The sequence below is a fragment of the Anaplasma capra genome (assembly GCF_025628805.1).
GTDB classification, from domain to species: domain Bacteria; phylum Pseudomonadota; class Alphaproteobacteria; order Rickettsiales; family Anaplasmataceae; genus Anaplasma; species Anaplasma capra.
Genome location: NZ_JAOTBG010000006.1, coordinates 34,254 through 48,504, shown reverse-complemented (window position 1 = coordinate 48,504; position 14,251 = coordinate 34,254). Strand labels below are relative to the sequence as shown.

At 41.2% G+C, this 14,251-nt stretch carries 12 protein-coding genes, 2 tRNA genes and 1 other RNA gene; 7 read left to right on the top strand and 8 right to left on the bottom strand.

Annotated features, from left to right (window positions below; translation table 11 throughout):
• Positions 1-6 precede the first annotated feature (6 nt).
• The 3 genes from dnaX to OC187_RS01935 all read right to left on the bottom strand — a co-directional run bounded on the left by dnaX (position 7) and on the right by OC187_RS01935 (position 2,597).
• Entirely contained in the window at positions 7-1,416 is a 1,410-nt protein-coding gene (gene dnaX / locus OC187_RS01945) for a DNA polymerase III subunit gamma/tau (protein WP_263008538.1), read from the bottom strand.
• 14 nt (positions 1,417-1,430) lie between these two features.
• Positions 1,431-1,525: signal recognition particle sRNA small type (gene ffs, locus OC187_RS01940), an RNA gene on the bottom strand.
• A 64-nt stretch (positions 1,526-1,589) separates the two neighbouring features.
• Positions 1,590-2,597: a type I glyceraldehyde-3-phosphate dehydrogenase gene (locus tag OC187_RS01935; RefSeq protein ID WP_262997551.1), complete on the bottom strand. Its 1,008-nt coding sequence runs from the start codon at positions 2,595-2,597 to the stop codon at positions 1,590-1,592.
• 339 nt (positions 2,598-2,936) lie between these two features.
• Between OC187_RS01935 and OC187_RS01930 the strand changes: the two genes are divergently transcribed.
• Positions 2,937-3,932: a hypothetical protein gene (locus tag OC187_RS01930; RefSeq protein ID WP_262997552.1), complete on the top strand. Its 996-nt coding sequence runs from the start codon at positions 2,937-2,939 to the stop codon at positions 3,930-3,932.
• 19 nt (positions 3,933-3,951) lie between these two features.
• Complete coding sequence (gene elbB, locus OC187_RS01925) at positions 3,952-4,617, top strand: isoprenoid biosynthesis glyoxalase ElbB (protein ID WP_262997599.1); 666 nt, start codon at positions 3,952-3,954, stop codon at positions 4,615-4,617.
• Positions 4,618-4,631: 14 nt separating this feature from the next.
• Here elbB and OC187_RS01920 read toward each other — a convergent pair whose 3' ends face one another.
• Positions 4,632-5,774: an FtsW/RodA/SpoVE family cell cycle protein gene (locus tag OC187_RS01920; protein ID WP_262997553.1), complete on the bottom strand. Its 1,143-nt coding sequence runs from the start codon at positions 5,772-5,774 to the stop codon at positions 4,632-4,634.
• Positions 5,765-6,958 carry a methionine adenosyltransferase gene (metK, locus tag OC187_RS01915; RefSeq protein WP_263008537.1) on the bottom strand — a complete coding sequence of 398 codons (1,194 nt, stop codon included), beginning with the start codon at positions 6,956-6,958 and terminating at the stop codon, positions 5,765-5,767. The genes OC187_RS01920 and metK overlap by 10 nt, the downstream gene beginning before the upstream one ends.
• Positions 6,959-7,102: 144 nt before the next feature.
• On the opposite strand from metK, the gene OC187_RS01910 reads away from it, so the two are divergent.
• Positions 7,103-7,180: transfer RNA gene (locus tag OC187_RS01910), tRNA-Arg, on the top strand.
• 24 nt (positions 7,181-7,204) lie between these two features.
• Entirely contained in the window at positions 7,205-8,377 is a 1,173-nt protein-coding gene (locus tag OC187_RS01905; RefSeq protein WP_263008536.1) for an FAD-dependent monooxygenase, read from the top strand.
• 4 nt (positions 8,378-8,381) lie between these two features.
• Here OC187_RS01905 and OC187_RS01900 read toward each other — a convergent pair whose 3' ends face one another.
• Both OC187_RS01900 and OC187_RS01895 read right to left on the bottom strand, forming a co-directional pair.
• Positions 8,382-8,987, bottom strand: coding sequence for a hypothetical protein (locus OC187_RS01900; protein WP_262997556.1), 606 nt, complete (start codon positions 8,985-8,987; stop codon positions 8,382-8,384).
• A gap of 31 nt (positions 8,988-9,018) precedes the next feature.
• Positions 9,019-9,090, bottom strand: a tRNA-Gln gene (locus OC187_RS01895).
• Between the two features lie 164 nt (positions 9,091-9,254).
• Between OC187_RS01895 and OC187_RS01890 the strand changes: the two genes are divergently transcribed.
• The 3 genes from OC187_RS01890 to dnaJ all read left to right on the top strand — a co-directional run bounded on the left by OC187_RS01890 (position 9,255) and on the right by dnaJ (position 13,415).
• Complete coding sequence (locus OC187_RS01890; RefSeq protein WP_262997557.1) at positions 9,255-10,106, top strand: glycine--tRNA ligase subunit alpha; 852 nt, start codon at positions 9,255-9,257, stop codon at positions 10,104-10,106.
• Position 10,107: 1 nt separating this feature from the next.
• A complete protein-coding gene (gene glyS / locus OC187_RS01885; protein WP_263008535.1) occupies positions 10,108-12,192 on the top strand; it encodes a glycine--tRNA ligase subunit beta in 2,085 nt (694 codons plus the stop codon).
• A 74-nt stretch (positions 12,193-12,266) separates the two neighbouring features.
• The gene (dnaJ, locus tag OC187_RS01880) at positions 12,267-13,415 is read left to right on the top strand and encodes a molecular chaperone DnaJ (RefSeq protein ID WP_262997559.1); all 1,149 of its coding nucleotides are present in this window, start codon (positions 12,267-12,269) and stop codon (positions 13,413-13,415) included.
• 17 nt (positions 13,416-13,432) lie between these two features.
• Here dnaJ and nadC read toward each other — a convergent pair whose 3' ends face one another.
• Positions 13,433-14,248, bottom strand: coding sequence for a carboxylating nicotinate-nucleotide diphosphorylase (gene nadC / locus OC187_RS01875; RefSeq protein WP_263008534.1), 816 nt, complete (start codon positions 14,246-14,248; stop codon positions 13,433-13,435).
• Between the last annotated feature and the right edge of the window lie 3 nt (positions 14,249-14,251).

Below are 14,251 nucleotides of genomic sequence, written 5' to 3'. Positions count from 1 at the left end.
ACCACTCTAGTCTAAATCACAAAAGCCAACAACCGACGCGCCCTCGAAATCCCGCACCACGCCCATCACAGCTTCATCCTCCTCCGGATTGTACATCTTATCAGAGGTATTGACACCATTTTTTTTAGTGGGTTCGGCTCGGTCATTGCTGTCAGCAACCTCTCCAAGGCAATAATTTCCACCCGAACTAGAACAATCTTCCATGCTAGAAGCCCCTAGCCTGTTTGCATCACGCCCCGGTATAGGTGCTTTACTGTTGTGTGTTGCGTACTCAACTTTTTTTTTAACGGTATCCACCTGCGCTGTACTTTTTGTCTTAGAAAGCAGGAACCCAGCAATCTTTTGTGGGGATGGTAGGCCACTCAAGTAGCACAGCCTCACTACTACCATCTCTCCGGCGCGCTGCGTATCACCAGAGTTTTTGACCTCTTGTAGCCCGTGCGCCAGGGCTTGCCACACCCTAGAAAGAAATGGTGTGGAATCAGACCTAGTGGTAGATAGCAGATCGCTGCCTAGGTCAAACTTATACTCTCTACTCACCGAAGCAACGCAAAGCTCATACACTATCAGCTGCACCCCCTCTAGTACAGAGATAGGCTGGCTTTGGCAGCACAATTTTCTAAAGACCTCAAGCGCCGAACGGGCATCGGCAAGCAATATGTACTTTACCAGGCCTTCTGCTAGGCTCTTATCCACACACCCAAGCAAGGTCCTAACATCGTTGGCAAAAACCCTGTTCTTAGTATAGACAAAAGATTGCTCTAGTAGGAAAAGGGCATTTCTTACCGATCCAGAAGAATTTTCCGCTATCAGCCGCAATCCCTCACCATCATGCTCTATACCCTCTTTCTTTGCAATTTCAACAAGGTGAGCAAACAGCTGTTCCACAGAGAGCTTGTATAAATCCAGTCTCTGACACCTAGAAATTACAGTAACTGGAACTTTCCTGACCTCTGTTGTGGCCATTATAAATCTCACATGCTCTACTGGATCCTCTAGGGTCTTTAGCAGGGCATTAAAAGCGCTAATAGAGAGCATGTGTACTTCGTCTATGATGTAAACTTTAAACCTAGATGACGTCGGAAGGTAGCTGGAGTTTTCCAATATTGTTCTGATGTCATCAACGCCTGTATTGCTCGCGGCGTCTATCTCAATAACATCCGGGTTTGTAGAATTCTTTATGGAAACACATGCATGGCACGCTCCGCACGGATCAGGCGTGGGCCCATTTACGCAATTGAGGCAAAGCGAGACTATCCTCGCGCATGTGGTCTTACCGACTCCGCTTGCCCCTACCATCAAAATAGGAGAGCTCAGGGACCCTAGCGCAAAAGAGTTCTTTAAGATCCTCACTAGGACATCCTGACCCACTAGATCATCAAAGCTGCGCGGCCTGTATTTAAGAGCTAAGTTCACAATCACATTACGAACAACACGTGGGAAGCGCAACCCAGAAAAACGACGCTACGGCTGCTTTATCTCTAACCTGACCGACTTCACGCGCAATCTGCTCGCACCGCCCTTGGCATTCTATCACAGCTCGTAAAAAACTCAACTAAGTTTCAGACGTGTGTATGCCGAACAGGCGGTTACAAAAACCTACGTAACTCTCTGGAAACGTCAATCATCCTGGCCGCAAAAGCCCACTCGTTGTCATACCAAGCTAGTATCCTAGATAAACTTCCACCCTTATTGGTGTACGTTTCCAGGAGATCAAAAATGGCACTGTGAGTTGTGTGATTAAAATCAGACGAGACGAGTGGTTCATCTAGCGCCATAAGTATATCAGGTCGCGCAGTGGCGGCCCTATGCAAGGCCCCGTTTATTGACTCAACAGTCGTCTTAGAGGAGGACGCGAAAGTGAAGTCAACCGCTGAAACATTGGGAGTGGGAACCCTAATAGAGGAAGCCGAAAGCTTGCCTACCAGCTTGGGAAATAAAGCTTCCAAAGCCTTAGATGCACCTGTAGTTGTAGGAATCATGGAGAGACCACATGCTCTGGCTCTTCTAAAATCCTTGTGGCTACCATCCACATGATTCTGATCATTCGTGTACGCATGTACTGTAGTGATAAAACCTCCCTCAATACCAAACTCCTCATCCATAATCCGTACAGCATGGGCCGCACAATTTGTGGTACACGATCCCACAGATATTATGTTGTGACTATCCGTTATTTTCTGCTCATTCACTCCAACAACCACTTGAATATCAGCATCAACAACTGGAGCAGAAACTATCACCTTTTTCACACTATTTTTGAGATGATAACCCGATAATTCCCTGCTATTGAACTTCCCCGTACACTCAAATACTAGATTGACTTCCACATCGCTCCATGGAATGTCTTGGGGGAGCTGCTTTCTGAAAAACTTAACTGTTTTACCACAAACCTCGAAAGAGCCGTCGTCCCCTATACTAATTTTGTGCCCAAACTTTCCGTGTATAGAATCATTCTCAAGTAAGTGCCTGTGTAACTCCGCGCTGGAGGACCCATTAACGGCCACCAACTCCACATCTGGCGTTATATTTTCAAACAACATTCTGAACAAGCACCTACCTATCCTACCAAGGCCATTTATACCAATTCTGATCATAAAAGTTCGTGAGCTAAATCCGCATAAATCTGCCACCATTCAAAGACTTTCGCAATCTAATTTGGTGTGGTACTGTGCCTTGCGTCCATGGGGTAGGTCTGCATCCTAAGGTGCAATTACCCACAATCCCAGATAGCGCCACAAATAACACGGAAAGCTGTGCTCGCGTATATCCCCGTATACCACACGCGGTAATACGTTACGGTTATATGCTCTAAGTAGCTAAATCCATGCTTCGGACAACTCTCAGATGATAAATTTAATTTTTAACCCAATAGTGAAATCGGCCTTCTTAGCTCTTTTGATCTACTTTTCTGTGCGTTAATATGTAAAAATCTTATGAATTATGCTAGAATCTACGTATACGTCACCAGGGTGCACGATATGACTCTACCTATTAGCATCCCAAGGAGGATGCTTAAAATAGAGAAGCTCAACTACGTAAGGCAGTGCTGCTCTATATTCACACTTGCAATATCAACTACCATGTTTATATTGCTGGCGCTTTCCCAGGCTGGGTTTCTTTCCGGAATGGGCAAGTCCGCAGCAAACTTTTGGACAGCAATGGAGTTTCTAACCGCGCTTACCGCCGCTCTAGGGGTTGTGTGTGCCTTTATTTTAGTTTTCAAGATAGAAGTAGAAAAACGAAAAATACAGGAAGCAATAGAACGCGAATCCAGACTATCTGGTGTGCAGAGTAAGATATCCCTAGACAAAGCTGATAGGAAGCGACTGGATAAAACTTCAGACTTCATTGAAGCGCATGCAAATAAGGTGGATCTGGCTGCTTCTTTACTCTTCGTTACCGTGCAGTTCATCGGTCTGGGAGTGCTCATGTACTCCGGGCTTGCTCTATCTGACCATGTTAAAGTTGGAAGCCTAGGTCTGGGTGTAACCCAGATTACTGACATGGTAGTTAACGCGCTGTTTTTCACATCTGCTTTGGCGTTTGGAGTTTCTTTCCTAATCATCCATAGAAACAAGAAAGAGTACTCAAAAAACGTTGCGTATCAGGCGAAGCTTATGGTACTTTTCCTGTGCGGTAGCTTTTTACTGTTTGGTGGAAAGATTGTGTTGGCGATGGAGTCTGTAGGGAAGGTGGTCGCGCCTCCGTTACCCTCCGGTGGAGTATTCCCAATAGGGTGGGCAATACGCTGCGTTGGGATTGTCATGTTGATGGCAAGTGTTGCTATGATGCTTTCTGCCAACCACGACAAGTGTACGCAATTGAAGCAGCTGGTGGAGAGTGGAGAGGGCACTGAAAGGTTGGCTATGCTCTCTGCCCATGAGGTTAGGTCTTGCTTCGGTTACCAGGAGTGCCGCCTATTGCGGTAGGGAAATGGAGGAGAAAGCTGTGAACTGCATGGTGCTTTTGTCCGGGTGTGGTCACATGGATGGCTCGGAGATACGCGAGTCGGTGCTCGTGCTGTTGGAATTGGATAGATTGAATGTTAAGTTCCTTTGCTGCGCACCAAACTCCCCACAGCAGGATGTGGTGAACCACATTTCAAAATCTCAGGTAGGTTCAGAAACTAGAAACATTCTGGAAGAATCTGCGAGGATTGCACGGGGGGATGTAATTGACATCAGGGAAGTACAAACATCTGAATTCGATATGTTGGTAATTCCAGGAGGCTTCGGCGTAGCCAAGAACTTTTCCAACTTGGTCTCCCAGAACGGACCCGTTGAAGTGTTAGGGGGTGTCAAGTCTCTGATTCAGGGGTTCTACCTCGCAAAAAAGGCCATAGGTGCAGTGTGTATAGCTCCTGCCATTGTGGCTTCAGCTCTTAGTGAGCTGGTAAGAGTACAGGTTACACTAGGAGATGACACCGATGGCATAATATCTAGATGTGGAGGAGAGCACGTAGCATGCCCCACTGACGATTATGTTACAGATGAAAAAAACAGGATTTTCTCTTGCTCTGCATACATGCGTGATGACAGGCTCTATAAGGTGCATATCGGAATACAAAAGATGGTTGAGGGCATGACCAAGCTTGTCAGGGAAAGCAGGAGCTAAGTCACCCCAGTAGTTCAAATATCGAGCCTTATTCTATGTCCTAGGTGCCTCATCCTGTAAAATGCCATAAGCATACCTTGCATGATACTAGTAGCAATGAGTGAGGATCCACCGTAGCTGAGAAACGGGAGTGCTACACCTGTTGTTGGTAGTAGATTTAGCGTCACTCCAATGTTAATCATAAACTGGGATGAGAATTGAAAGAATAGACCAGCAACAGATACTAACTTGAACATGTTACTCTCCCGATAGGCGAAAAGCCAGGCTCTCGCTGCAATGTATCCTAAGACACATAAAATCAGCATACACATTACAAAACCAAACTCCTCTGCGGCAACGGAGAATATGAAGTCGGTATGGCAATCTGGAAGCAGGAGTTTTACTACTCCTTCACCTGGGCCTACCCCAACTATTTTCCCGGCTTTGAACGACTTTATAGAATTTCCGATCTGAAAGTGATCATGGTTTGCGGGATCAAAAAAAGCCATAACTCTCTCCCTTGTATAGGGAAAGAAGAACAGACATGTGAGCAACCCAGAAAGAAAAGCTACTGTAATTACGAGGATAGAGAGGTACGATATACCATATACAAACAGCTGACTACTCCAAACCAGAGATAACATAATAGACATACTGAGATCTGGCTGTAGTAGGAACAGTGATACCAATCCAATATAAAGGGTTGTAGAGACAAAATACCGCGTTATGCCTCCAATTTTACATAAAATCCAAGCATTGACTACTGAGAAAAGCGTCTTTGCAAATTCAGATGGCTGTATAGACAAACCAAAAAGGAAGAACCATCTCTTCGCGCCCTTAACCCCCACTCCCCAAAATGCTATATATCCCAAAAGAACGATACATACTGACATAAAAAAGAACGATGACAGGACAATGAGCCTTTCATTCATCATTGAATATGCCACCAAGGTGCATAGTGATATAAAGAGGTAGGTAAGATGTCGCAGTAGGAAATAGTCCTTTGGGAGCATTACCCTGCTTTCTATAACCGGTCCTGCAGAAGAAATGAGTGTAAGACTAATAATCGATACGACAAAAAAAGAAAGTAGCAGATGTTTATCTACAGACCTATACCACCGATTGAAAAACAGATTTATAAAATCGAGTATGGTGGCTGTAGTAGATCTTAAACGCATTCCACGCATCTTAGCCCGAAAACTCTTGCCATATTCAAAGAGAGGTCTAATCTCTCCCAGGAAAAGCTATCACCAGGACTGCGACCAAAGTGCCCGTAGTATGATGTTGGGCTATAGATCTGCTTGAACAGAGATAGATGCTCACATATACCACTGACAGAGAGATCTATGTTTTCCGTTAAATACTTCTCTATTTGTTCATCGGGAATGGTTCCGGTTCCTAAAGTGTTGACGCTAAAAGTAAGTGGGTCAGGAACACCTATAGCATAAGACATCTGAACAAGGCATTCCGTTGCCAACCCAGCATACACTACATTCTTGGCTAGATATCTCGCCATGTATGCGGCGGACCTATCAACCTTACTTGGATCTTTACCAGAAAATGCCCCTCCCCCATGAGGTATATGCCCCCCATAGGTATCTACCATTATCTTTCTTCCAGTCATACCAGAGTCGCCAACTGGGCCTCCAATGACAAACCTACCTGTTGGATTGACTAGGAAGTCTTCATCCTTACACATCCACCCCCTTGGAATTGCAGCCACAAAATATGGGTAGACTAATTGTCTCACATCTTGCTGAGTCATCCCCTCATCATGCTGAATAGACAGCACCGCTCTGAGCACTTTTACCGGCCTGCCATCTACGTACAAAAGGGTTATTTCAGTTTTCGCATCTGGGCCTAACCCTGATATCTTTCCTGTATCGATAGCTGATGCAATATTTTTTAATACAAGATGTGAATAAAAAATCGGCGCCGGTATGAGAGAATCTGTTTCATCAATCGCATATCCATACATTACCCCCTGGTCTCCCGCTCCTGTTTTTCCTCTCCCAGTATTCACACCAAGTATTATATCTGGAGATTGTTCATGTATTAGCACTAAAACATTTATACTATTCCAGTGAAACCCCGGAATTGAGTATCCTATATCTCTAACAGTGCTGCGTACCACGGAATCAATATCACTGGGATTAACGCTGACTCCACAAACTTCCCCTACCACTACCACGTTGTCTCTTGTGACTAAAGTTTCTACCGCAACGTGCGCGTAGGGGTTCTGTGTAAGAAAGTGATCTAACACCTCATCTGAAATTCTATCAGCCACTTTGTCTGGGTGACCTCTAGATACAGACTCACTAGTAAGGAAGTAATCCCTACCCACGTTACCTAGATGAAACACAGTGAATTAATTAAGAAAAACCCCATAATGATACACAAAAGCCCAATAACACACAAATGTATATAAGGCTTAATCCCAAAGCGCCCTCTATGATATATTGAATTGACTTAATAAACTAAATGTGTAAGCCTTTTTCCCTCTTGGGTGTCCGTAGCTCAGTTGGACAAGAGCAGCAGCCTTCTAAGCTGCGGGTCAGGGGTTCGAGTCCCTTCGGGCACACCAGATATCTGAATACTAGGTGGCTCTATGGTCCACTACTGCGATGTAGTAATTCTAGGTGGGGGAGTTAATGGTGTCCTCACAGGAATTGGGCTCACAAAACATGGGATAAAAACGGCTATCATTGAGCAAAAAGGGGAGATATTAAACAACCTTGAACATAGAGTTTTCTCAATCTCTAGAAAGTCTAAAGAAATTTTTGAGTGTTTCGGAGTATGGGAGAAAAACGGAAATTACTGTCCTCTGGAAGATATTCTCATCTTTGATGGAAATGGAAGCCCTTCCATTCGTTATAGCCATAAGTTGGTTGGTAATGAACCTATGGGTTATACTATCACAGGAAAGGAAATACTTTCCATACTGAAGAAAAATACAAAGGAAATTAATCTACTTACTTCTACTTCCTATAGTTCAGTAGATGTTGACAGTGGTTTTATCGAGATTTCGCTGTCAGGCGGAAAAAAGGTTATTAGTAGACTGGCCATCTGCGCTGAAGGAAAAAACTCTAAGTTTAGGCAGCTACAATCAATTGAAACTTTCGTACACGAATATCATCAGCGCTGTATTACATGCAATATTAAGCATGAGAGACCTCACAGAAATATAGCAATCGAGCATTTTTTCAGTAGTGGCCCATTTGCAATTCTCCCCATGTACGGGGGATATGATTCATCAATAGTGTGGACCGAAAAGTGTGAAACAGCAAAAATGATATTACAACTTCCTATAGATGAATTTGAAAGTGAATTATATAAAAAATGTGGTGAACATACAGGATGTATAAAAATCAATGGAAAAATATTAGGATTTCCAGTCTCAATGGTGATCGCAAAAAGACAGTATGCGGAGCGCTCCATCCTTGTTGGCGACGCATTTCACTCTATACACCCAGTAGCTGGGCAAGGGCTAAATGTTGGTATTAGAGACGTGGCAATAGTAGTTGAGGTACTAAGCAAGTATTATAAACTTGGGTCAGATATTGGCCAGCGCTTTATCTCAAAAGAGATAGAAAACCGGAGGCTACTCGACAATTATCTTATGTCCCTAGCAACTTTTGGTATAAATTCCATTTTTTCTAACAAGTCAACTGCAATCAAGACAGTAAGGGGTTTTGGTATGTCTATAATAGAAATGCTCCCAAGTATAAAGAAAAGGCTTATCACTCACGCAATGGGAATGAGTATCATATGCAACCAATAACCTCCTACTTCTCAATGGATTTTAGTGCGTTATGTATAAATTCATCGATCTGGTAACTTATCTTAATCAAGAGAGATTTTTTGAGTGATGTTAGATCTTCTTCGGTTGTTTTTTGCTTTCGAGATATTAAAATCGTGCCCCAGATATCCTGAAGACCGTCATCAATCTCGTCTATTATCTTATTTCTAATATTATCAAATCCATTTACATTAATCCTTACCACGGCCCCTCTTAGTGCCGACTTCCCATATCTAATACTAAAAATACATCTCTTGAAGAAACGTAGTACCATAATCGGTACTATCTTCCAATTAATATTCCAAATCGAATATTGGAGTATAAAAGTACTTCCTAATACTAAAAATATTTTGAATCCCATTCCGAAGGACAACATATCTCTATTGTGGTAATACCACTTTGCTATGGAATACATACGAACATAAAGAACTACTGGCTCCTTATATTTAAGAAACCCAGGTAATCCGTCATGTAGTGCCACAATAGAGACTGAGGATATATATATATATATAATTAGAAAGAATAACCGCGTGATTATCTTTTCAAAGTTGCATATCATGTAGGAAAGCATCATGAATCTCAGAATAGACATGCACTACCCACTAAAAACTAATGAAAAGAAGCTGGGATGGGAGGGATCGAACCTCCGAATGACGGTACCAAAAACCGTTGCCTTACCGCTTGGCTACATCCCAATCGGACGACCATAGCACAGGGTAATAAAAAATAGTGAAAATGCAATAAAAAACGCGGAAACCAAAGGCTGGGAAAAAGAGCGCATTCGAAAATAAAATTTCTTGTTAAAGAGGCCTTTTCATATCATCATGAGCACCATCATAGGTGATTATCACTAGATATCGTGAATTTTCAGGACATAATCAGAAAGCTTGACGATTACTGGAAAGCTTATGGTTGTATACTTATGCATCCATATACTTCTGAGCTGGGTGCTGGAACACTACATCCTGCAACCTCGATCTCTATTCTTTCAGGAAAAGACAATATGGTTGCCTACGTACAACCAGTTATTAGGCCATCAGACGGTAGATATGGAAAAAACCCTAATAGGCTTTACCAACATCATCAGTACCAGGTTATTATTCAACCTTCTAGAAGCACGCTTCTAGACGACTATCTGCTAAGTCTTGAAGCTATAGGTCTCTCAAAAAACGATTTTGATGTGAGGTTTATAGAGGACGATTGGGAGAATCCCAGTATTGGGGCATTTGGCTTTGGATGGGAAGTGTCCTGTAATGGTATGGAGATTACACAATTCACTTATATGCAACAAGTTGGGGGAATTGAATGCCAAACCATCCCTGGGGAGATAGCATATGGAATTGAGAGAATTGCCATGGTGCTTCAGGAAGTAGATAACGTATATGATCTCAAGTGGGATGAGACAGGAATAAAGTACGGTGAAATATTCCTTGATAGAGAAAGAGAGTTTTCAACCCTCTCCTTCGAATATTATGACGTAGATTTTTTGATATCTAGGTTTGAGAATAGCGAGAGGATGTGTGCAACCATGGTTGAAAAAAACCTACCTATAGCAGGGTACGACTTTTGTATTCAAGCAAGCCATGTACTTAACCTCCTAGAGTCAAGAGGTGTTGTAGGAGTAAACGAGCGGGCTTCTTATATACTTAGGGTTAGAAAAATGGCAAACATGTGTTGTGACTCTTATATAAAACTATACAGAGTGGCTTGATATGTCCTCAGATTTAGTTTTCGAAGTTCTTTGTGAGCAACTTCCTATTAAAACCACTGAGACGGCATCGGAATACATCCTTCCAAGGATTAGTAAGGGATTCTCAGCTAAGGGAATAAAATACGATACAGCAAAAACACTTACTACCCCTCATAGAATAATATTCATTGCACACAATATTACTTTAGAGGGAGTTGGTGGTACTAAGGAAGTTAAGGGACCAAAAGTATCTTCAGATGAAAAATCCATAAACGGATTTCTTAAAAAGGTAAAAAAGAATAGTATTGAAGAACTCGAAGTAAGGGAAATTTCTGGTGAGAAATTCTACTATAGTTCCACCACCAATGGAACACTGGATATCAGTAGTGAAGTAACTGAAGTTATACAAGACATGATTAACAACTTCCCCTTACACAAGCGTATGAGGTGGGGAAGTGGAGTTGAACATTGGGTACGCCCCGTTATTAATGTATTATGCGTTGTAAACGACAAAGTTTTACCCGTATCAGTCGCTGGAGTTCAAGCAAACAACCTAACATATGGAAATCTGAGATTTTCAAGAAATAGCCACACTGTTACCACTATAGATGATTATCTTGGTTTCTTGTCCAAGAATATGGTCATAGCTGATGAAGAAGAAAGAGAAAACTTTATCATTAAACAGCTGGATGAAGTAATTTCTGGAACTGATCTTAAATACGACCTAAGTGACCAGGTATTGCGGGATTTAGTTAGTAACTTAGAGTATCCAAAAATACTCATCGGGGAAGTTAGAGGAGATTTACAAGAAATACCAGGAGAAGTGGTTTCTTGTGTACTAACTCGTCACCAGAGGTATTTAGCAATAAAAAGCCAAAGCGGAAAAATAGTAAAGTTTGCTTCAGTGGCTAGTGTTGTCAATAATAGGGCTGTAAAAACCCATGAAACGGTCTTAAGAGCTAGGCTCTCTGATGCGTTATTCCTTATAAAAAAGGATAAGGAGTATAGTATAGACCACTATATTGAACTTCTTTCAATAATAGTCTTTAAGAGCGGTTTAGGGACTCTATTAGATAAAGTAGAGAGAATGTCAGCTCTAGCAAAGTACTGTTCTATTTGGATACCAAGATCTTCAATGTTGAGTGCTGAACGAGCTTCGATGGTTTCCAAAGCCGATCTAGCAACCCTAATAGTAAAAGAATTTCCAGAGCTCCAAGGAAAAATTGGTAGATACTACGCAAGCTATCATGGAGAATCTGAGGAAGTTTGCTTAGCGATAGAGGAGCATTATCTTCCAGTGAATCCAAAGGATCCCTGCCCGAGTTCCCCAACTGGAATAGCTGTTTCAATTTCTGATAAAGTAGATAGCCTAGTAGGTCTCATGGCCATAGAAAAAATATCAGGATCTCGTGACCCATTTGCTTTAAGAAGAACAGCTATCTCACTCCTAAGAGTTATCTTAGAGAATAACATATGTATACCACTTGATCTAATAGTCTCCAAAGCCGTTTCCTTATACTCTTGTGGAGCTAGAAAAAATAAAGACGAAAACTTTTTTCTACGCGTAGATAAAGATATAATTACCTCAATAGTTCTTTCCTTTTGTTACGAAAGGTTAAAAGTCATTCTAAGAGACGGTGGCCTTGATAAAGAGGTAATAGATGCTGTTGTAGGGAGTATACATGATGTTTCATTAGTTAAGAATAAGGTTGAGGTAGTTTGTAGTTTCTTAAAAACAGATAAAGGAAAGGAAACGCTAACCTCATATAGAAGAGCCTATAATATAGTTTCTAAAGAAAATATAAGCGATATCTCTAACGCTAAATGTAGTCCTAAGTTATTTGTAGAAGACTCTGAGGTTTCTCTATACAACCAAGTAAAGGATTATAAAAAGTTATTAGGTGGCCTTATTAAAGAGAACAACTTTGTTGAGGTTATGGAATCATTGTTTAGGTTTAGTGCTTCTGTGAGTAGTTTTATGGATGGTGTACGGGTTTGTGATTATAAAAATAAGGAGTTATATCGCAATAGAATCGGATTATTGGCGTTTTCTATAAATATATACCATATGATGTTGGACTTTAGTAAAATACCTAGGGATTCCTAGTGTTTACCCTTGAATTTTTATGTTCTAATACATAGATAACTAAGCTAATTGAAAAATTTTTATAAAGATCAAAGATGGGTAGCGAAGACTACTATGAAATACTGGAGTTAAACAGAAACGCTAGTGAAGAGGAAATTAAAAAGTCATACAGGAAGATGGTTTTTAAGTACCATCCAGACAAGAACCCTGGTGACAAGAAAGCAGAGGAAAAATTCAAGAAGGTAAGTGAAGCGTACGAGGTACTAAGTAACCCGGATAAAAGGGCTGTTTACGATCGTTATGGGAGTAATGCGTTTACTCCAGGAGGGGCTGGAGATCGAGGATTTGATTTCACTAGTGGTTTTTCTACTGACTTCTCTGATATATTTCAAGACTTCTTTGGTGGAGGTTTTGGGAGAAGTACAAGGCAGGCTAGTCGTGAGCACCTACGTGGATCAGATCTAAGATATGATATTGAAGTATCTTTAGAAGACGTATTTAAGGGGATTAAAGTTCCAATTAGCTATGCAACAAATGTAAAGTGTTCTTCTTGCTCAGGAAGTGGGAGCGAGGGTGCAGTTAGTTCTGTAAAGTGTGGAAATTGTAATGGGGTGGGAAGTATAAGAACTCGTAAAGGGTTTTTAACTATAGAGGAGGTTTGCCACATATGTAACGGAGAAGGAGAGGTAATAAAGAATAAGTGTAGGAAATGTGGTGGGAATGGTAGAGTAAGAAGTGAGATAAGCTTACTCGTAACTGTGCCAAAGGGTATAGAAACAGGAAATAAGGTTAGAGTTAACGGAAAGGGAGAAGCAGGATTTAGGGGTGCTAAGGATGGAGATTTATATGTGTACGTTAGGGTAAAGGATCATAAATTCTTCACTAGAAAGTCTTCTGATTTACATTGTAGCGTCCCTATAAAGATGACAACCGCAACTCTTGGAGGTGATATAGAGATACCTTCTATAGATGGTTCTTGGGCTAGATTAAAGATTCCTGACGGAACTCAAAGCGGCGATAAGCTTATGATGAGAGGGAAGGGAATGCCTGAGGTAAACTCTAAGGATAAAAGAGGGGATATGTACGTTCATATCACTGTTGAGACCCCTATAAAACTCACAAAGAAGCAGATAGAGCTACTTAAAAAATTCGAAGAAGAATCTAACGTAAACTGTAGCCCGAAATATCAAGGTTTCTTTAAAAAGATCAAAGATCTATGGAATGATATAAACTCTAATAGCTAGTAGGTATAAAAATTAATTCAAGAGATATCCATTCCTATATCTTTAGATGAAAAAGAGTTGGTGATACCCCCTATAGAGATGTAATCTACGCCAGTTTTTGCTATCTCTTGAACGTTATCGATGTTAACTCCACCAGAAACCTCAATCATTGATGATTTTCCAATTAACCTCACGGACTCTATAATATCTGAAAGACTCATATTATCTAACATAATCAAGTCAACTTTATTCTTAAGAGATTCCTCTACCTGGATTATACTTTCACACTCTATAGTAATAAAAACCTCTCCTAGATTTTTTCTAATCCTAGAGACACACTCAGTGATACTACCACAACCAGCTATATGGTTATCCTTCACCATTATTCCGTCATACAACCCCTTTCTATAACTTTCACCTCCTCCAACACTCACTGCGTATAAATCAAATTCACGAAGGCATGGAGAAGTTTTCCTAGTACTTCTAATTTTTGTTTTAGTTCCATAAACTTTAGAGATAAACTCCCTGGTAATAGAGGAAATGGAAGAAGCCCTCTGTAGAAAATTAAGCAACACCCTTTCTATGGATAAAATCTTTGAAGCTGGACCAAAACCATTAACAACACTTGTACCAGGAGGAATTTCATTACCATCAAACTCTAGTAGTCTAAATTCTATTCCACTACCAAACATCTCAAATATTTCTTTGACAACAACAATACCTGAGACAACCATTGACTCCCTTGAGTTTATTGAAAACCTTATCTTCTCCTTATTAAAAATACAGTTTGTAGTAATATCCCCACAATCACCAAGGTCCTCCACTATAGCGGAGCGTATAATCTCCTCAAACATAGT

Coding starts and splice junctions, on each gene's coding strand:
- OC187_RS01935 (WP_262997551.1), bottom strand. CDS start 2,597: ATGATCAGAATTGGTATAAATGGCCTTGGTAGGATAGGTAGGTGCTTG.
- OC187_RS01930 (WP_262997552.1), top strand. CDS start 2,937: ATGAATTATGCTAGAATCTACGTATACGTCACCAGGGTGCACGATATG.
- OC187_RS01920 (WP_262997553.1), bottom strand. CDS start 5,774: ATGCGTTTAAGATCTACTACAGCCACCATACTCGATTTTATAAATCTG.
- OC187_RS01905 (WP_263008536.1), top strand. CDS start 7,205: ATGGTCCACTACTGCGATGTAGTAATTCTAGGTGGGGGAGTTAATGGT.
- OC187_RS01900 (WP_262997556.1), bottom strand. CDS start 8,987: ATGTCTATTCTGAGATTCATGATGCTTTCCTACATGATATGCAACTTT.
- glyS (WP_263008535.1), top strand. CDS start 10,108: ATGTCCTCAGATTTAGTTTTCGAAGTTCTTTGTGAGCAACTTCCTATT.
- dnaJ (WP_262997559.1), top strand. CDS start 12,267: ATGGGTAGCGAAGACTACTATGAAATACTGGAGTTAAACAGAAACGCT.
- nadC (WP_263008534.1), bottom strand. CDS start 14,248: ATGTTTGAGGAGATTATACGCTCCGCTATAGTGGAGGACCTTGGTGAT.